This is a genomic window from Aeromonas molluscorum 848 (assembly GCF_000388115.1).
Taxonomy (GTDB): domain Bacteria; phylum Pseudomonadota; class Gammaproteobacteria; order Enterobacterales; family Aeromonadaceae; genus Aeromonas; species Aeromonas molluscorum.
The window spans coordinates 1-17182 of the sequence record NZ_AQGQ01000020.1 but is presented as its reverse complement, the minus strand read 5'-3'; the positions used below and the strand labels follow the sequence as shown (position 1 = coordinate 17182).

Below are 17182 nucleotides of genomic sequence, written 5' to 3'. Positions count from 1 at the left end.
GCTTGTTCACAAGTGCACAGCTAAAAAAAGACCCCGCACCAGGCGGGGTTTCAAGATGAAAAATCAAAACAGACTCACACACAACAAAGGTTCACACGCACAGTCAACCTTTCCCAAGGCCAAGGGATGACAAGCCTTGGGAAAGGCGGGTCTTGCGACCCACCCGGTGTTAACGGTCAGCAACCATCAGTTCAGCTCGGCCACCCGGCCGGTACGCTTGCCATCGAAGCTGGTGGTACGCAGCCAGACCTTGCCATTCACGGTCGGCTTGGCCGCCGCGTCATAGGTGTTCCAGTGCTTGCCATCCAGGCTGTACTGGATGGGCAGCCCAGGCAAGTCCACATTCGCATTGAGCACGCCGTCAACGACCCTGGCACCCGGCACGGAGAGGCGATACTCGACACCCTGGACATCCAGTTTCGGCAACTGGCGCTGGCCCAGCAGGTTGGCAAAGCGGTTCCACTCCTTGGCCAGGGTCGCCTTGTTGACGAACGTGGTTTCACCGGAGAACTCGCGGCCCTTCACGTAGGGCAGCTCGAAGCCACCTTTGTGCCAGGCGCGCTCGGCCACCGAGAAGATGCGCGGATAGACCATGTACTCATACTGGGCATCGGTGCGGACCGTTTCGCTCCACAACTGACCGGACATACCCTTGAACTTGACGGCATCCTGATCGCCCTTGGCGACGAAGGCATTGCCATCCCGGTCGACCGAGGTCTCAGCGTTCTGCGGCAAGTTTTCCGGGGCGAAGGCAAACACCTTACGGGTGTCATTGAAGCGGGTCGCCCAGTAGTAGCCGCGCTCGGCCGGGTGTACCTCGTTCGGGAAGTCGAAATAGAGGTAATCGGGGTTGGAGAGCACCACCTCATAGCCCTTGTGAGCCCACTTCATCGCTTCGTTGAAGCCGCCCCAGTAGAGGGTTTCCCAGAAGTTGACCCGGGTGCTGTCGGTGGCGAAATCCTTGGCTCCCTTGGCATACTTCAGACCATCTTCCCACGCCTGCAGGGTGGAGAAGCCGTGACCCTTGACCATCTCGCTCACTTCCTTGGCGAAATAGACCGGCAACTCCTGCACATCGGCAATCTTGCCGTCGGCAATCATCTTCTGGCACAGGGGGGACTTGCCAAAGGGCTTGTCCTGTTTGCTCCAGTCGGTATTGCCCTTCCAGGCCACCAGATCGGCGGGTGTGGTCGTGGCCGGATCCTGATAACCCCCGCCCAGCATGATGTTTTTGGCCTCGTCACCGCCATAATGCCAGGCGGTCAGCGGCTGACCGGCAGCCTGGTGCATCTGGGCCACTTCATCCATTACCTTGGCCACGAAGGTGGTGGCGCCCGGCTGGCAGGGGTTGATGAAGGACATCTTGTCGTAGAACTGCACCGAGGTGACCTTGGAGGTATCGGCCGGGTCGGTGAGGCGATACTGGTTCGCTTCGGCCTCTTTGCCTTCGGTCATGAGTCGCTGGTAACGGGCTTCCATGGAGACCACTGCGGCCCGGGCATGGGCCGGCATATTGATCTCGGGGATGACGGTCACGCCGCGCGCCTTGGCATAGCGCACCAGCTCGATGTAATCCGCCTTGCTGTAGAAACCGGAGCCCTGGTTGTCCGCAGCCGGACCCGAGCCCAGCTGCGGCAGCAGACACTTGGTTTCGGACAAATCGTGGCAACGCTCGGCTCCGACCTCGGTCAGCTCCGGCAGACCCGGGATCTCCAGGCGCCAGCCCTCATCGTTGGTCAATCCCAGATGCAGCACGTTGAGCTTGGTGGCCGACATCTGGTCGATCAGCTTGTGCAGGGTCTGCGGAGTTCTGAAGTGGCGGGCCACGTCTGTCTGCATGCCCCGGTATTCAAAGCGCGGTGCATCCTCGACGCTCATCTGGCTGACCCGCTTGTCATCGACCCCGATCAGGGAGATGAGCGACTGGGTCCCCCAGAAGGCGCCATTGACGTCGTGACCACGGATGATGGCGCCATCCTTGCCGATGTCGAGCTGATAGCCTTCGGCCTGTTTGACCTTGCTGCCGAGCTTGATGGTCACGGGATAGCCGGTGTCGGAGAGGGTAACACCCAGCTTGGTCAGTTGCGCCTTGATGGCCTCCGCGCGATCGGTCGGCAGGTCCAGGGCATCGAGCTTGATGCTGGCGAGATCCACCTGCGGGCCCACCTTGATGACCTGTTTTGCCGGGGTCGGCAGTATCTGGTTCTCGATCTGCTGTGCAGAGAGCAGCGTGCTGGTGCGGTTGGCCTCATAACGGGTCTGCGCATTCATCAGAACGTTGTTGTCATCCTTGGTGCGCTTCCAGCCATCGGCCGGCATCGGCTTCTCATAACTGGTGGCATCATCGATGTTGCTCATGCTGGCGATCACCTTGGGCTCCGCACCCTCGGCGGAGACATACCAGCTTGGCATGATGTCAGATTCGAACAGTACCCAATACTCCACGACCAAAGGCACTTCGACAGTGGCATCCTTGGCAAAGCCCTGGAACTTGTCGGTCGGGGTCAGGCGATAGAGGTCGCCGGTCAGATGCTCGATGGCAAACTGATCGTTGTCGATACGTTGAATGCGACGGATGGAGGAGACATAGATCTCCCAATCCTTGGAATTAACATCTGCGCCCTGATTGGTCAGGTGCAGTTTGGCCACGCCACAACTGGCCCATTCGGACCCGAGCGCCTGACAATCCAGACCGGCGCCGGCACCATCATTGGTAACGACTTCGTACTTGATGACGAGGTTGCTTGCGAGGGAATCGACCAGGGCCTGGTTGGCGGCATCGGCGGCCATGGCAGGTGCGGCAAAAACGCCAGACATAGCGAGGGCTAAGAGAGAGATCTTGAGTTTCATAACTGCTGCTCTTGGTTGAAGTAAAGATTGGAATTGCTTGGCTTTTTTTATGGTGGGCCCCATAGGCGGGGCCCTATTTATGTCAACAATGGACTTAGCTTGAGCGGACGGGCAGGAGGAGACGCCCGTTCGGGTAACACTTAACGCAGGGCTTTCATCTCACCGGCAATGATCTCGGCCAAGGGGCCTAGAATGACTTGCAGGTTCTGTTCACCCAGCTTGACCACACCGGCCGCGCCGAGGGCCTTGAGCTGACGCTCGTCGACTATGCTGCGGTCTTTCAGGGTCAGACGCAGACGGGTGATGCAGGCATCGATAGTGACCAGGTTGTCATGACCACCCAGCACTTCCAGATACTGCTTGGCAAGCTCGGTACGGTCGGTGATCACGGCCTTGGCCGGGATGGCTTCGTCGTCTTCACGGCCCGGGGTCTTCAGGTTCAGCTTGACGATGACCAGACGGAACACGCTGTAGTAGATGCCGAAGAACACCAGGCCTTGCAGCAACAACATGTACCAGTTGACGGCCAGCGGGTTGCGGCTGGAGAGCACCATATCCACCAGACCGGCACTGAAACCGAAACCGGCAATCCAATGCATGCTGGCCGCGATGAACACGGAGATACCGGTCAGTATGGCGTGGATCACATAGAGCACGGGGGCCACGAACATGAAGGAGAATTCGAGAGGTTCAGTCACACCGGTGAAGAAGGCAGCGAAGGCGGCTGCGATCATGATGGAGGCGACTTTCTCTTTGTTCTCTTTCTTGGCGCTGTGGTAGATGGCCAGGGCGGCGCCCGGCAGACCGAACATCATGATGGGGAAGAAGCCAGCCTGGTACATACCAGTCACACCGGCGACCGCTTTACCGGCATCGATGGAGCTCTGACCGCCCAGGAAGTTCGGGATATCGTTGATGCCAGCCACGTCGAACCAGAACACGGAGTTCAGGGCGTGGTGCAGACCGATCGGGATCAGCAGGCGGTTGAAGAAGGCATAGATACCGGCACCGGTAGAGCCCATGCCGACGATGGATTCGCCGAAGTGAACCAGACCACCGTAGATGACAGGCCATACGGCCATCAGCACGAAGGAGACTGCCATCATGACCACGGAGGTGATGATGGGGACTAGGCGACGGCCGGAGAAGAAGGCCAGCGCCTTGTGCAGCTCGACGCTGCTGAAGCGGTTATACAGCTCAGCCGCGATGACACCGGTCAGGATACCGATGAACTGGTTGCTGATCTTGCCAAAGGCAGCAGGAACCTGCTCGAGCGGGATACCTTGCAGCTGGGCAACGGCGCCCGGGCTCAGCAAGGTGGTGACCACCAGGAAACCGACCAGGCCGGCCAGGGCGGCGGAACCATCTTTATCTTTGGACATACCGTAAGCGACACCGACCGCGAACAGGATCGGCATGCTGTCGATGATGGCGGCACCGGCCTTGATCAGGAACGCGGCCAGAGGGCTGCCGCCACCCCAACCATTCGGGTCAATCCAGTAACCTATACCCATCAGGATCGCTGCGGCGGGCAATACCGCTACCGGTACCATCAGGGCACGGCCGATCTTCTGTAAATAACCGAGAATGTTCACGGTTCCTCTCCTTAGTTAATGTTTTTCTATAAATTAAGTGCTTATTACGTTCGACGCATAAGCCATCAAGGCTTGATTGGCAAGTCTAGGTCTTTTATTTCGCTTCGCAAATTAATAAAGCCATAATCGTGATCATTATCACCCAAACGACATAAAGGTAGTGGATAGATGTGGCTTAGTTCCCAATCTTTATTTACGCTATAAAACAACTAAGCTTTGTCATTACGTCTTACCATCGTGCCCATGCCGGTGACAACAACTAGAGGTACTCGAAATGCGCCTGATCCCACTCAAGTCAGCCAGCCAAGTCGGTCTGTGGTCTGCCCGTTATATCGTCGACCGCATCAATGCTTTCCAGCCGACCGCCGAGCGCCCCTTCGTGTTGGGTCTGCCCACTGGCGGCACGCCGCTCAACACCTACAAGCGCCTGATTGAGTTGCACAAAGCGGGTGAGGTCAGCTTCGAACACGTGGTGACCTTCAACATGGACGAGTACGTTGGCCTGGCCAAGGAGCACCCCGAGTCCTACCACAGCTTCATGCACAACAACTTCTTCAGTCACGTCAATATTCGCCCGGAAAACATCAATATCCTCAACGGCAACGCCGCGGATCTGGTGGCCGAGTGCAAACGCTACGAAGACAAAATCAAGTCCTATGGCCGGATCCATCTGTTCATGGGTGGCGTTGGCAACGACGGTCACATCGCCTTCAACGAACCGGCCTCTTCCCTGGCCTCCCGCACCCGGGTCAAGACCCTGACCGAGGATACCCGCATCGCCAACTCCCGCTTCTTCGGTGGCGACATGGAGCAGGTCCCCAAGCTGGCCCTGACCGTGGGCGTGGGCACCCTGATGGATGCCGAGGAGATACTGATCCTGGTTATCGGCCACGCCAAGGCCCAGGCCCTGCAGGCGGCCGTCGAAGGCTGCGTCAACCACATGTGGACCATCTCCACCCTGCAACTGCATCCGAAGGGCATGATGGTGTGCGACGAGCCGTCCACCATGGAGCTGAAAGTCAAGACAGTCCGCTATTTCCAACAACTGGAAGCGGACAACATCGGTCGTCTGTGAGGGTAACGCCATGTACGCATTGACCAACTGCACCCTCTACACCGGCAGCGAAGTGCTGACCGGCCATGGGGTACTCATCGATGGCAACCAGATAGTCGCCATCAAGCCCCTGGCGGCGCTGCCGCCGGACGTGGCTCGCCACGATCTGGATGGCGCCAACCTCAGTGCTGGCTTCATTGACTTGCAGCTCAATGGCTGCGGCGGTGTCATGTTCAACGCCGAGATCACCACAGAAACACTGGCCATCATGCAGGCGGCCAACCTCAAATCCGGCACCACCAGCTACCTGCCGACCCTGATCACCAGTCCCGATGCGGACATGAAACAGGCTGTCGCGGTCACCCGCAGTTACATGCAGGCGCGCGCCAATGAGGTGCTGGGCGTCCATCTGGAAGGGCCCTATACCAATCTCAAGCGCAAGGGCATACACCCGGCAGATCAGATCCGCCAGCCCGCAGACGAGATGATCGACTTCTTCTGTGCCAACAGCGACGCCATCGCCAAGATCACCCTGGCGCCTGAGCGCAACAGCCCGGAGCACATTCGTCGCCTGGTGGAGGCCGGCATCCTGGTCTCAGCGGGCCACACCGCCGCCAGCTACGAGCAGGCCATGACCGGCTTTGACAACGGCATGCGCTTTGCGACTCACCTCTACAACGCCATGACGCCGACGGTGAACGGCCGCGAGCCGGGCGTGGTCGGTGCCATTTATGACAGGGATGATGTCTACACGGGTGTCATCGTCGATGGTCATCATGTGCACTGGGCCAACGTCCGCCTCGCCCACAAAGTGCTGGGGGAGCGGCTGGTGCTGGTCACCGATGCGACCGCCCCGGCCGGTGCGCCGGAAGGCTTTGAGAAATTTGATTTTTGTGGCGCCACCGTCTATTTCCGTGATGGTCAGTGCGTCGATGAGAATGGTACACTCGGCGGCTCTGCCCTCACCATGATTGAAGGGGTGGAAAATCTGGTCAAACAGGTGGGGTTACCCCTCGCCGAAGCGCTGAGAATGGCCACCCTATACCCTGCACGCGCCATTGGATGGGACTCACGTCTCGGTAGTATCCAGGTCGGCAAGATAGCCAACCTCACCGTCTTCGATCAGGCCTTCAAGGTCCTCGGGACCGTGGTTAACGGACACTACACACAACAGTGACATCATGACTGGCGGACAAATAGCAAACGTAGACCTTATCAAGCAGGTCAATTGTGCAGCCGTATATCGGCTCATCGACCTGCAAGGCCCCATCTCCCGGGTCAAGATTGCCGAGTTGAGTCACCTGGCCCCGGCCAGCGTGACCAAGATAACCCGGCAACTGATCGAGCATGGTCTGATCAAGGAGACCTCACCGCAAGCCTCAACCGGCGGGCGGCGTGCCATCTCCCTCACCACCATCAAGAATCGGTTTCAGTTTGTGTCCGCCAAGTTGGGTCGAGGCTACCTGCAACTGAGTCTCTATGATCTCGATGGCAAGGAACTCGACCAGCACATCACCGAAGTGACCGAGATAGACCAGCAACCCGTGGTCGATATGCTGCTGCGCGAAATTGGCGCCTTCATCGACGCTCATCAGGAACGCAGCCGCAATCTCATCAGCATCGCGCTCACCATGCCGGGCCTGGTCAACCCTGAATCGGGCATGGTCATCTATACCCCCAAATATCAGATCCGCAACCTGGCCCTGGCCAAGTTGCTGGAGAACCACTTCAACCTGCCCTGCTATGTCGGCAACGACACCCGCTCCCTGGCACTGGCCGAGCACTTCTTTGGTGAATCCCGCGATTGCATGGACTCCATTCTGGTCAGTGTTCACCAGGGTGCGGGTTCGGGCATCATCACCAAGGGCAAGGTGTTTCTCGGTCAGAACCGCAACGTCGGCGAGATAGGCCACATTCAGGTCGAACCGCTCGGCAAGCGCTGCCACTGCGGCAACTTTGGTTGCCTGGAAACGATCGCCTCCAACGAGGCCATCGTCGACAAGGTGAAGGAGCTGATCAGCCGCGGCCACCAAAGCAGCCTGCAGGACAAATACATCAGCATCCAGGAAGTCTGCAAGGCCGCCCTGGCCGGTGATGAACTGGCGCGCAGCGTGATTGAGAATGTGGGTGAACATCTGGGCCGGGCCGTGGCCATCACGGTCAACCTGTTCAACCCGCAGAAGGTACTGATCGCAGGCGAAATCACCGAAGCCGAGGAGATCTTGTTCCCGGCTATCCGTCGCTGCGTCGAGCATCAGTCCCTGCCAAGCTTCCACCGTGGCCTGCCCATAGTGAAAGCCCGCTTCCAGAACCAGCCCACCATAGGCGGCTTCGCCCTGGTCAAGCGCGGTCTGCTGGAAGGGGATCTGCTGCAGATCATCATGGAACAGAAGTGACGGCGCGCCGCTGAGTCGGCACGTCAGATACCACAACGGCAGCCAATGGCTGCCGTTGTCATTTTCGGGCTTCTCTCGCGGTTAGCTATACACCCCTTCGGCAAGGTTTGAACAGATCCAGGGCGCCATCGTAGGCACTGGTTTTGACGTTCATGATGCCAAGCACAGAGTGGAACAGGTTGTCCTGGGAGAAACGCTTGGCCTGTGCCTCCTGCTTGAGGCAGTCAAGATTCAAGCCATCTTCCTGGGCGCTGCGTGGCGCCATCCAGGTCAACATAGGCACCACCGTCTGATCGTCCGGCGCAAACTTGTAGGGAGTACCGTGCAGGTAGAGCCCCATGGCCCCCAGAGACTCGCCGTGATCCGACAGATAGATGAGCCCCACGTTGTAATCCTGCTCCAGTCCCTTGAGGGTAGCGATCAGCTGACCTATCACCTTGTCGGTATAACGAATGGTGTTGTCATAGGTATTGACCAGCTCCTCGTTGGTGCAATTCTCGATGTCGCTGCGCGGGCAATCTGGTACGAAGGCCCGCTCCGAGGCCGGATAGCGCCGGAAATAGGTGGGACCATGGCTGCCCATCAGGTGGAAAGCCACCAGCTTGTTGCCCGGCTTCATCCCGGCAATCTGCTGATCCAGATCTTTCAGCAGGACGGCGTCATAGCAAGAATCCCCCTTACACAGCTCGGGATGCTCCTTGGGCTCGACCACCAGGGTCGGCACCCGATCACACACTCCCTTGCAACCGCCATCATTCTCCTTCCACAACACCCCTACCCCGCCATGCTGCAACACGTCCAGCAGGCCGTCCTGATGACGGGCCCGGTTCTCGTCATACTCGCGCCGGGTCATGTTGGAGAACATGCAAGGCACGGAGACCGCCGTCGCGGTGCCGCAGGAGCGCACATGGGAAAACGAGATCAAGCCCGGTTCCTGGTCGGTGAAGGCGTTGGTGTGCTTCTCATAACCGTTCAGGGAGTAGTTCTTGCTGCGCGCCGTCTCTCCCACCACCAGGAACATCAACGTCGGTTTGCTGTGGCCTTCGGCCGCGACCACGGCATCGGTACCCAGCGCCAGGAAAGGCATGGCCGGGGTGAAGAAGCTGGTTTTCACATACTTGAAGATGCCAGCGACATAGTTGGCGGGCACTATCTCCTTGGCCATGGTGTGATTGTTGCGGCCCACCGAGGCATAGTCCTGATAATAGAGGGCCCCCACGGCGAAGATAAGCAAGGCGGAGAGTCCCATTCCCCCCAGGCGCAGGCCCACCCCCTTGTACCAACGCGTGGGATATTCAATCTTGAGCAGCAGCAGGCAGAGGGTCGGCATCACTCCCGTCAGCATGAACCAGGTCAAGACAGATGCATTGAGATAAGAGCTCGCCTCCCCGGCATTGGTCTCCACCACGTTCTGCACCATGTTCTGATCGAAGACGATCCCATATTTGAGCATGGCGTAGCTGGCCAGGGAGCCAAGGAGGATCAGCAAACTGAAGAAAGGCTTGAGCAGATATTTGATGCTAAACGGCAGGAACACCAGATTGAGCGCCGCCAGCAACACCAGCGGGATGGAGAGCACGAAGCCGACCTTGACGTGATCAAGACGAGAGAGTGCGTGATAAAAGTGCAGGAAGATAGGCCAGTTGAATACCAGAGTAAACAACAGCACCAGCAGGACATTAACCTTGATGGCACTCATAGTGATGCGCATAGACAGACTCCACTAACCAGAAAACAGGCTCGCTGGGAGCCAAACTTGGTAGGCATCATAGAAGTCGAGACTTAAGTGAAAATTAAGAGAAAAGCCCATGGAAGGCGACGCGCCATGAAAATCGGGGCGCTATGAGCGGGCATCATAAAAAACGGCAGCCCATGGGCTGCCGTTTGCTGTCTGTACTCAGTGGACTTTCAGAGGAAAGCGACCACTTCTTCAAAGGAAGGTGGCACCGTTATGATGCCACCGCCTCTAAGGTGCAACCTGACGATCAGAGGGTCGCAGCCACTTCGTCGGAGATGGAACCGTTGTGGTACACCTCCTGCACGTCGTCCAGATCTTCCAGCATGTCGATGAGGCGCATCAGCTTGGGGGCGGTTTCCGCATCCAGCTCGGCTTCGGTGGAGGGGATCATGGTCACTTCGGCGTTCTGGGGCTTGAAGCCGGCGGCTTCCAGCGCATCCAGCACGGTACCGAAGTCGTTCGGGGTGGTGTACACCTCGATGGAGCCATCCTCTTCTGTGACCACATCATCGGCGCCCGCTTCCAGTGCCGCATCCATCAGGGCATCTTCGTCGACACCGACGAAGGTCAGCAGCCCTTTCTTGCTGAACAGATAGGCGACCGAACCGTCAGTGCCCAGGTTACCGCCGCTCTTGCTGAAGGCATGACGCACTTCGGCGACGGTACGGTTGCGGTTGTCGGTCAGACACTCCACCATCACGGCGGAGCCTGCCGGGCCGTAGCCTTCGTATACGATGGTCTCGAGCTGCTCGCCGTCGCCACCACCGGCGCCACGGGCGATGGCGCGGTTGATGGTTTCGCGGGTCATGTTGCTGGTCAGGGCTGCCGTCACCGCCGCACGCAGGCGCGGGTTGTTGGCAGGATCCGGATCGCCGATACGGGCCGAGGTAGTGATTTCACGGATCAGCTTGGTGAAGATCTTGCCGCGCTTGGCATCCTGAGCTGCCTTGCGGTGTTTGATGTTGGCCCATTTACTGTGACCTGCCATAAAAATGCTCCGTTATAATTTCAAATCAATGGGATACGGGTCGCATGGCGACCCGGTCTCTATTTATGTGTTCAGGCTTTCGCCTCGGTATCCGCCTTGGCAACGGTGGCAATCGCCAGCTCACCAAGCTGGGCCGGGTTGGCGAAGCTGGGAGCATCCGTCATCAGGCAGGACGCCGTGGTGGTTTTCGGGAAGGCGATGACGTCCTTGATGTTGTCGGTACCGGTCAACAACATGCTCAGGCGATCCAGACCGAATGCCAAGCCGGCATGGGGCGGGGTGCCATATTTCAGGGCATCGAGCAGGAAGCCGAACTTCAGGCGTTGCTCGTCCGGAGTGATACCCAGGATATCGAACACGCAGGACTGCATCTCGCTGTTGTGGATACGGACAGAACCGCCACCCACTTCGTAACCGTTGATGACCATGTCATAGGCGTTGGCATAGGCGCCCAGCGGGTTGGCTTTCAGCTCGCTCGGGCTCAGATCGCTCGGGGCGGTGAAGGGGTGGTGCATGGCGGCCAGACCACCTTCGCCATCTTCCTCGAACATGGGGAAGTCGATGACCCACAGCGGCTTCCAGCAATTCTCGACCAGACCCAGATCGCGACCCACTTTCAGGCGCAGGGCACCGATGGCATCGGCTACCACCTTCTTGCTGTCGGCACCAAAGAAGATGATGTCGCCGCTCATGGCGCCGGTACGGGCCAGGATCTCGCGCACTATGGCATCAGAGAGGAACTTGGCCACCGGAGACTGAACCCCTTCGATGCCGTTGGCAGCGTCGTTGACCTTCATCCAGGCCAGTCCCCTGGCACCGTAGATGCCGACGAACTTGGTGTACTCGTCGATCTGCTTGCGGGACAACTCGGCGCCGCCCGGGACTTTCAGGGCCGCCACGCGGCCTTTCGGGTCGTTGGCAGGGCCGGCAAACACGGCGAACTCGACTGAGGTCAAGAGATCGGCCACATCGACCAGCTCCATCGGCAGGCGCAGGTCCGGTTTGTCGGAACCGAAGCGACGCATGGCTTCGTCAAAGGTCATCACCGGGAAATCGCCCAGATCCACCGCCAGCACGTGTTGCCACAGTTGACGGATCATCTCTTCCATCAGCACGCGCACTTGCGGCGCGGTCATGAAGGAAGTTTCCACGTCGATCTGGGTGAATTCCGGCTGACGGTCGGCACGCAAATCTTCATCGCGGAAGCACTTGACGATCTGGTAGTAGCGATCGAAGCCGGACATCATCAGCAACTGCTTGAACAGCTGCGGGGACTGCGGCAGAGCGTAGAACTTGCCCTTGTGCACCCGGCTTGGCACCAGATAGTCACGGGCCCCTTCCGGGGTGGCCTTGGTCAACATCGGGGTCTCGATGTCGAGGAAGCCCTGCTCGTCCATGAAGCGTCGCACGAAGGCGCTGGCCTTGGCACGGGTTTTCAGGTACTTGGCCATCTCGGGGCGACGCAGGTCCAGATAACGGAACTTGAGGCGTTGCTCTTCGCTGTTGACCTGGTTGAAGTCCAGCGGCAGCGGCTCGGCGCGGTTGATGATGGTCAGTTCGTGGCCAAACACCTCGATGGCACCGGTGGCCATGTCGCTGTTGCGCTGGGAATCGGGGCGGCTACGCACCACACCGGTCACCTGGATGCAGAATTCACCGCGCAGTTCTGAGGCCAGGGCGAAGGCGTCCGGTTTGTCCGGATCGAAGAAGACTTGCACTATGCCTTCCCGGTCACGCATATCGATAAAGATCAGACCGCCAAGGTCGCGACGACGATGGACCCAACCACACAATGTAATGGTCTGCCCGGCATGGGCTTCATTGACCTGTCCGCAATAGATAGAGCGCATGGACTTCTTCCTTCGAAATTGTAAGAGAGACGGTTAACCCTGAGTCGCCGGGCACGACAGGTCAGCGCCGTCTGTCTCGCCACTGGCCAGATGCTGGTTCTTACCCGGTTTGAAATCTGTCTCATACCGTCCGATCCCCTGGATCGGACACCTGCCACCGATATCGGCTCGACCAGAGGCGGCTGGCAAGCGGCCGGGCAGTCGGTCAGAGGGCATCGGAAAGCGTCGTTGTTTAGCCAATTTATGGCCGCTACCGTCGCCACAATATGCGCACAGCAGCGTGAGTCACAACAAATTGGCAAACAAAAGGGCTGGCATTATAGAGGAAAACCCCCATTTGGGTAAAATAGCCAGCAGCCCCCTTTGCCCTGTTTTTTACATCTCAAGGCAAAAAATGGGCGCAAAACGCGATAAACCAGCAGACAGGATCCGCAATGAGCCTCTTTTTGGGCCTGCCACAATGGTCACACCCCGCCTGGCCAGGTCAATTACTCGGCCAGGGAGCCAAGCCCGCCGATCACCTGGCCGACTACGCCCGGGTATTCAACACGGTAGAAGGCAATACTACCTTCTATGCCCTGCCGACCCCGGAGACGGTACGGCGCTGGAGCGAGGCGGTGCCCGATGAATTTCGTTTCGCCTTCAAGTTTCCGCAAACCATCAGTCACCAGAGCGACTTGGTCAGCGTGGACAAGCAGGTGAGTGACTTCATTGCCCTGCTCGGCCCGCTGCACCACAAGCTGGGGCTGCTCAAGCTGCAACTGCCCGCCCGCTTCGGACCCTCAGGCTTGCCTCGTCTTGCCGAGTTTTTCAATCGTCTGCCCCGGGATTTCAGCTATGCGATCGAGGTACGCCACCCCGATTTCTTCGCAAAGGGGGATGCGGAACGGGCCCTCAATCGCATGTTGATGGAGAAAGGCATCAACCGCATCATGCTCGATTCACGGCCTCTGTTTTCGGTTGCCGCCTCCACGCCCGCCATGATTGACGCCCAGGGCAAGAAACCGCAGTTGCCGGTGCACCTGCTTGCCACGGGGCAAGCCCCTGTGGTGCGCCTCATCGGTTTGCCGGACCCCGTCGCCAATCACCCCTTCCTGCCAAGCTGGTTGCCTCATTGGCGCCAATGGCTCGCTGAAGACAAGGATCTCTATCTGTTCGTCCATACCGCAGACAATGCCCAGGCCCCTGCGTTGGCACGTCAAATAGTGCAATTGCTCGGCCAAGAAATGGCGCCTTGGCCGGGAGAAGTGGATCGTGCCCGCCAAGGGGTGCTGATGTTTTAGTCTGCGACAGGGAAAAGTGGATTATTTACGATGGCCCCTTCGCCCTGTTCAAGACAAATGGCCAGCAATCCTCTAGACTAACGCCCCTATGACGGGTCAACAGATGGCCCGTGCGAACGGTCAGGGGGCCCAGCAAAAAAGCAGTCCCTGTCACCCTTCGCCAGCCGTTGACTCCCGGTACCATTCGAGTGTCAGCCAATACCAAAATTGAACAAAGCCGGGGATGTGCACATCCCTTGCCGGATTGCACCACTATGCATGATCAGATCTTTGCCGCCCCCATCGCCCAACTGGGCGATTTTTGCTTTGACGAGCAGGTCGTCGATGTCTTTGCTGACATGATCCAGCGCTCTGTGCCGGGTTACAGCAACATTATTTCCGCCATCGGCATGATGACAGCTCGCTATGCCCAACCAGACAGTCGCCTCTTCGATCTCGGCTGCTCCCTGGGCGCCGCGACCCAGGCCATGCGCCGCAACCTGACACAACCGGGTTGCCGCATCACGGCCGTCGATCTCTCCCGTCCCATGATAGAGCGTGCCCGCGCTCACCTCTCGGGGTTCAAATCCGAGGTGCCGGTCGAGCTGGTCGAGGCTGATATCTGCGACATCGCCATCGAAGATGCCTCGGTGGTGGTACTCAACTTCACCCTGCAATTTGTCGACCCCAAGCAGCGGGCGGCGCTCATCCAGCGCATCTTTGATGGCCTGCGTCCCGGCGGAATCCTGATCCTGAGCGAGAAGTTTCGCTTCGACGATGAGCCGGTCAACGAGCTGCTCATCGATCTGCATCTGGATTTCAAGCGGGCCAACGGCTATAGCGAGCTGGAAATCAGCCAGAAACGCACCGCCCTCGAGAATGTGATGCGCACCGACAGCCTGGCGACCCACAGAGCTCGCCTGCGCAGTGCCGGCTTCGTCCATCAGGATCTCTGGTTTCAGTGCTTCAACTTCGGTTCCATGATTGCCATCAAATCCAGCGACGCCCAATAAACCATGATCGACTTCGCCAATTTCTATCAATTGATCGCCAAGACCCGGCTCAGCCATTGGCTGCATACCCTGCCCGCTCAACTGCATGCCTGGCAGCACGACAACCTGCACGGTGATCTGCCACGCTGGAGTCGCGCCCTCAACAAACTGCCTATGGTGGAACCCGGTCAGATAGAACTGACAAGTCGGGTCGAAATAGGCAGCAGCGAGAGCCTGAATGATGGCGAGCGCAAGAAGGTGGAGAGCCTGCTGCGCCAGTTTATGCCCTGGCGCAAGGGTCCCTTCACCGTGCACGGCATCCACATAGATACCGAGTGGCGGTCCGACTGGAAGTGGGACAGGGTGCTGCCCCACATCAGCCCGCTAGACGGGCGTTACGTACTGGACGTGGGCTGTGGCAGTGGCTACCACCTGTGGCGCATGGTCGGGGAAGGCGCAAAGCTTGCGGTCGGTATCGATCCCAGCCCGCTGTTCCTCTGCCAGTTCGAGGCCATTCGCCACTTTGCAGGCAATGACCAACGCGCCCAGATGCTGCCGCTCGGCATCCAGGAACTGCCGACCCTGCGGGCCTTCGACACCGTCTTCTCCATGGGGGTGCTCTATCACCGCAAGTCCCCCATAGAACACATCGAACAGTTGCGTAATCAACTGCGTGATGGTGGTGAGTTGGTGCTGGAGACCCTGGTTGTCGACGGCGATGTCAACCAGGTGCTGGTGCCATCGGATCGCTACGGCAAGATGCGCAACGTCTGGTTCATTCCCTCAAGCCTGGCCCTCAAACGCTGGGTGGAACGCTGTGGCTTCTGCGATGTGCGCATCGTTGATGAAAATATGACCAGCATGGACGAGCAGCGTCGCACTGAGTGGATGGTCAATGAGTCCTTGCTAGATTATCTGGACCCAGCCGATCCCTCCCGCACCGTCGAAGGGCTACCTGCCCCCAAACGCGCCGTATTAATCGCTACCAAGGCCAAAGACTAGCCGAGGGCAGTTGTGGAAGTTACACTGATTCAATTCCAGGAAGCACAGCTAAATGAATGACATGAAAAGCAAATTGAAAGGAATGACCCTGCTCTCTCTGCTCAGCCTCGGCGGGTGCGCCCAGTTGGAACAGGCGCCCACAGTGCCGCCGCTGACCCTGGCCGAACTCAGAACCGAATTGAGCCTGAGCGAACAGAAGATCCAGCTCGCCATGGCGCAACAAGAGCGCCAGACCGTCCAGCAACAGCAACTGCTGACCCAGCTCAATACCGATGTCGTCAACATGAAAGAATCTGTGAAGAAAGTCGATAACAAGCTGGCCACTCTGCCCGCACAGCCTCCCAAACCGCCTGTCGTGCCGACTGAGCAGTGCGCCGCCCCCGCACAGGGCCACACCGTCGATGGCAAGCTGTTGGTCGGCGAAGCCGAGTGGCTCTGGGTGGATGCCGCCAATGACGCCTTCCAGGCTCGGGTCGATACCGGGGCAACCACCTCCTCCATCAGTGCCCAGGAGATCACCATCTTCGAGCGCAACGGCAAAAACTGGGTGCGCTTCTTCCTGAGCCATCAGGAGTTGGATGACAAGATCCAGATCGAAGCGCCGCTGGTCCGCCATGTGCGCGTGCGCCAGGCGTCTGCCGATGATCTCGACCGTCGCCCCGTCGTGCGCCTCACAGTGCGCATCGGCGACATGACCGAGAAGGCCGAATTTACCCTGAAAGACCGTAGCGACATGACCTTCCCCGTGCTGTTGGGTCGCGAATTCCTGAAAGATATCGCCGTGGTCGACGTGGCCCGCGAATATATCCAACCAAAACCCAAGCTCAAGGATGTGAAATAATCCATGGTTTCCCGTAAGCCGTTCTATTTGCTGGTTGCCCTGCTGTTCATCGTCGGCATGGGGATGACCATCTATCACCATATTGCTCTGGACGTGCCGCTCACCCCGGGTGAGAAGCGCCAGATCTGGTCCATCGAGGCCAAGCTGGAGTTCGATGCGACAGGGGAACCCGTCATCGCCTCCCTGGCCATTCCGGGTACCCAGCCGGGTTATACCCTGATGAACGAGAACGCGGCGAGTCCGGGCTATGGCCTGTCGTTTGTCGAGAAGAACGGGGATGCCCGGGCCGAGTGGTCCATCCGCTCCGCGACCGGTCGCCAGGAGCTCTACTATCGGGTCGACATGATGGCCGATGCCCATGCCAAACCCGCCGCCCTGGCCCAGCCCCCCGCCATCGAGAAGCAGATCGAGAGTGAGCCTTACGCCACGGCCATGAAGCAGATCCTCGAACGCGCCCAGGAGCGATCCGCCGATGGTTACACCCTGACCCGCGAGATCATCAAGGAGATCGAGAAGCAGGAGCAGAACGCCCAGCTGCTGAAATCCCACAAGAGCCGCGCCAATCTGATTGCCGAACTGCTGAGCAACGCCGACGTGCCGACTCGGGTCGTCCA

At 58.8% G+C, this 17182-nt stretch carries 13 protein-coding genes; 8 read left to right on the top strand and 5 right to left on the bottom strand.

Annotation, left to right across the window (positions count from 1 at the left end):
- Window positions 1-186 precede the first annotated feature (186 nt).
- Both G113_RS05205 and nagE read right to left on the bottom strand, forming a co-directional pair.
- Window positions 187-2850: a beta-N-acetylhexosaminidase gene (locus G113_RS05205; protein WP_005894838.1), complete on the bottom strand. Its 2664-nt coding sequence runs from the start codon at window positions 2848-2850 to the stop codon at window positions 187-189.
- 140 nt (window positions 2851-2990) lie between these two features.
- Window positions 2991-4445, bottom strand: a complete 1455-nt coding sequence (gene nagE / locus G113_RS05200) for an N-acetylglucosamine-specific PTS transporter subunit IIBC (protein WP_005894835.1) — start codon at window positions 4443-4445, stop codon at window positions 2991-2993.
- 274 nt (window positions 4446-4719) lie between these two features.
- On the opposite strand from nagE, the gene nagB reads away from it, so the two are divergent.
- Genes nagB through nagC form a run of 3 tightly spaced genes read left to right on the top strand, consistent with a single transcriptional unit; the run spans window position 4720 to window position 7895 of the window.
- Window positions 4720-5520, top strand: a complete 801-nt coding sequence (gene nagB / locus G113_RS05195; protein ID WP_005894833.1) for a glucosamine-6-phosphate deaminase — start codon at window positions 4720-4722, stop codon at window positions 5518-5520.
- 10 nt (window positions 5521-5530) lie between these two features.
- Window positions 5531-6676 (top strand): N-acetylglucosamine-6-phosphate deacetylase, encoded by a 1146-nt coding sequence (gene nagA / locus G113_RS05190; RefSeq protein ID WP_005894830.1) that lies wholly within the window; start codon window positions 5531-5533, stop codon window positions 6674-6676.
- Window positions 6677-6680: 4 nt separating this feature from the next.
- Window positions 6681-7895, top strand: coding sequence for a DNA-binding transcriptional regulator NagC (nagC, locus tag G113_RS05185; protein ID WP_005894827.1), 1215 nt, complete (start codon window positions 6681-6683; stop codon window positions 7893-7895).
- Window positions 7896-7980: 85 nt separating this feature from the next.
- On the opposite strand, the gene G113_RS05180 is transcribed toward nagC, so the two are convergent.
- From G113_RS05180 to aspS, 3 genes are all read right to left on the bottom strand, one after another.
- Window positions 7981-9606, bottom strand: coding sequence for a phosphoethanolamine transferase (locus G113_RS05180; protein WP_005894824.1), 1626 nt, complete (start codon window positions 9604-9606; stop codon window positions 7981-7983).
- A gap of 274 nt (window positions 9607-9880) precedes the next feature.
- The gene (locus G113_RS05175) at window positions 9881-10621 is read right to left on the bottom strand and encodes a YebC/PmpR family DNA-binding transcriptional regulator (RefSeq protein WP_005894821.1); all 741 of its coding nucleotides are present in this window, start codon (window positions 10619-10621) and stop codon (window positions 9881-9883) included.
- Between the two features lie 71 nt (window positions 10622-10692).
- Window positions 10693-12471, bottom strand: coding sequence for an aspartate--tRNA ligase (gene aspS / locus G113_RS05170; protein ID WP_005894818.1), 1779 nt, complete (start codon window positions 12469-12471; stop codon window positions 10693-10695).
- 434 nt (window positions 12472-12905) lie between these two features.
- On the opposite strand from aspS, the gene G113_RS05165 reads away from it, so the two are divergent.
- From G113_RS05165 to G113_RS05145, 5 genes are all read left to right on the top strand, one after another.
- Window positions 12906-13754, top strand: coding sequence for a DUF72 domain-containing protein (locus G113_RS05165; RefSeq protein WP_005894815.1), 849 nt, complete (start codon window positions 12906-12908; stop codon window positions 13752-13754).
- 254 nt (window positions 13755-14008) lie between these two features.
- Window positions 14009-14746, top strand: coding sequence for a carboxy-S-adenosyl-L-methionine synthase CmoA (cmoA, locus tag G113_RS05160; protein WP_005894813.1), 738 nt, complete (start codon window positions 14009-14011; stop codon window positions 14744-14746).
- Between the two features lie 3 nt (window positions 14747-14749).
- Window positions 14750-15727: a tRNA 5-methoxyuridine(34)/uridine 5-oxyacetic acid(34) synthase CmoB gene (gene cmoB / locus G113_RS05155; protein WP_005894810.1), complete on the top strand. Its 978-nt coding sequence runs from the start codon at window positions 14750-14752 to the stop codon at window positions 15725-15727.
- A 52-nt stretch (window positions 15728-15779) separates the two neighbouring features.
- Complete coding sequence (locus G113_RS05150) at window positions 15780-16568, top strand: ATP-dependent zinc protease family protein (protein WP_005894808.1); 789 nt, start codon at window positions 15780-15782, stop codon at window positions 16566-16568.
- Between the two features lie 3 nt (window positions 16569-16571).
- A partial coding sequence (locus G113_RS05145; protein ID WP_005894805.1) for a UUP1 family membrane protein occupies window positions 16572-17182 on the top strand: 611 nt, incomplete at its 3' end.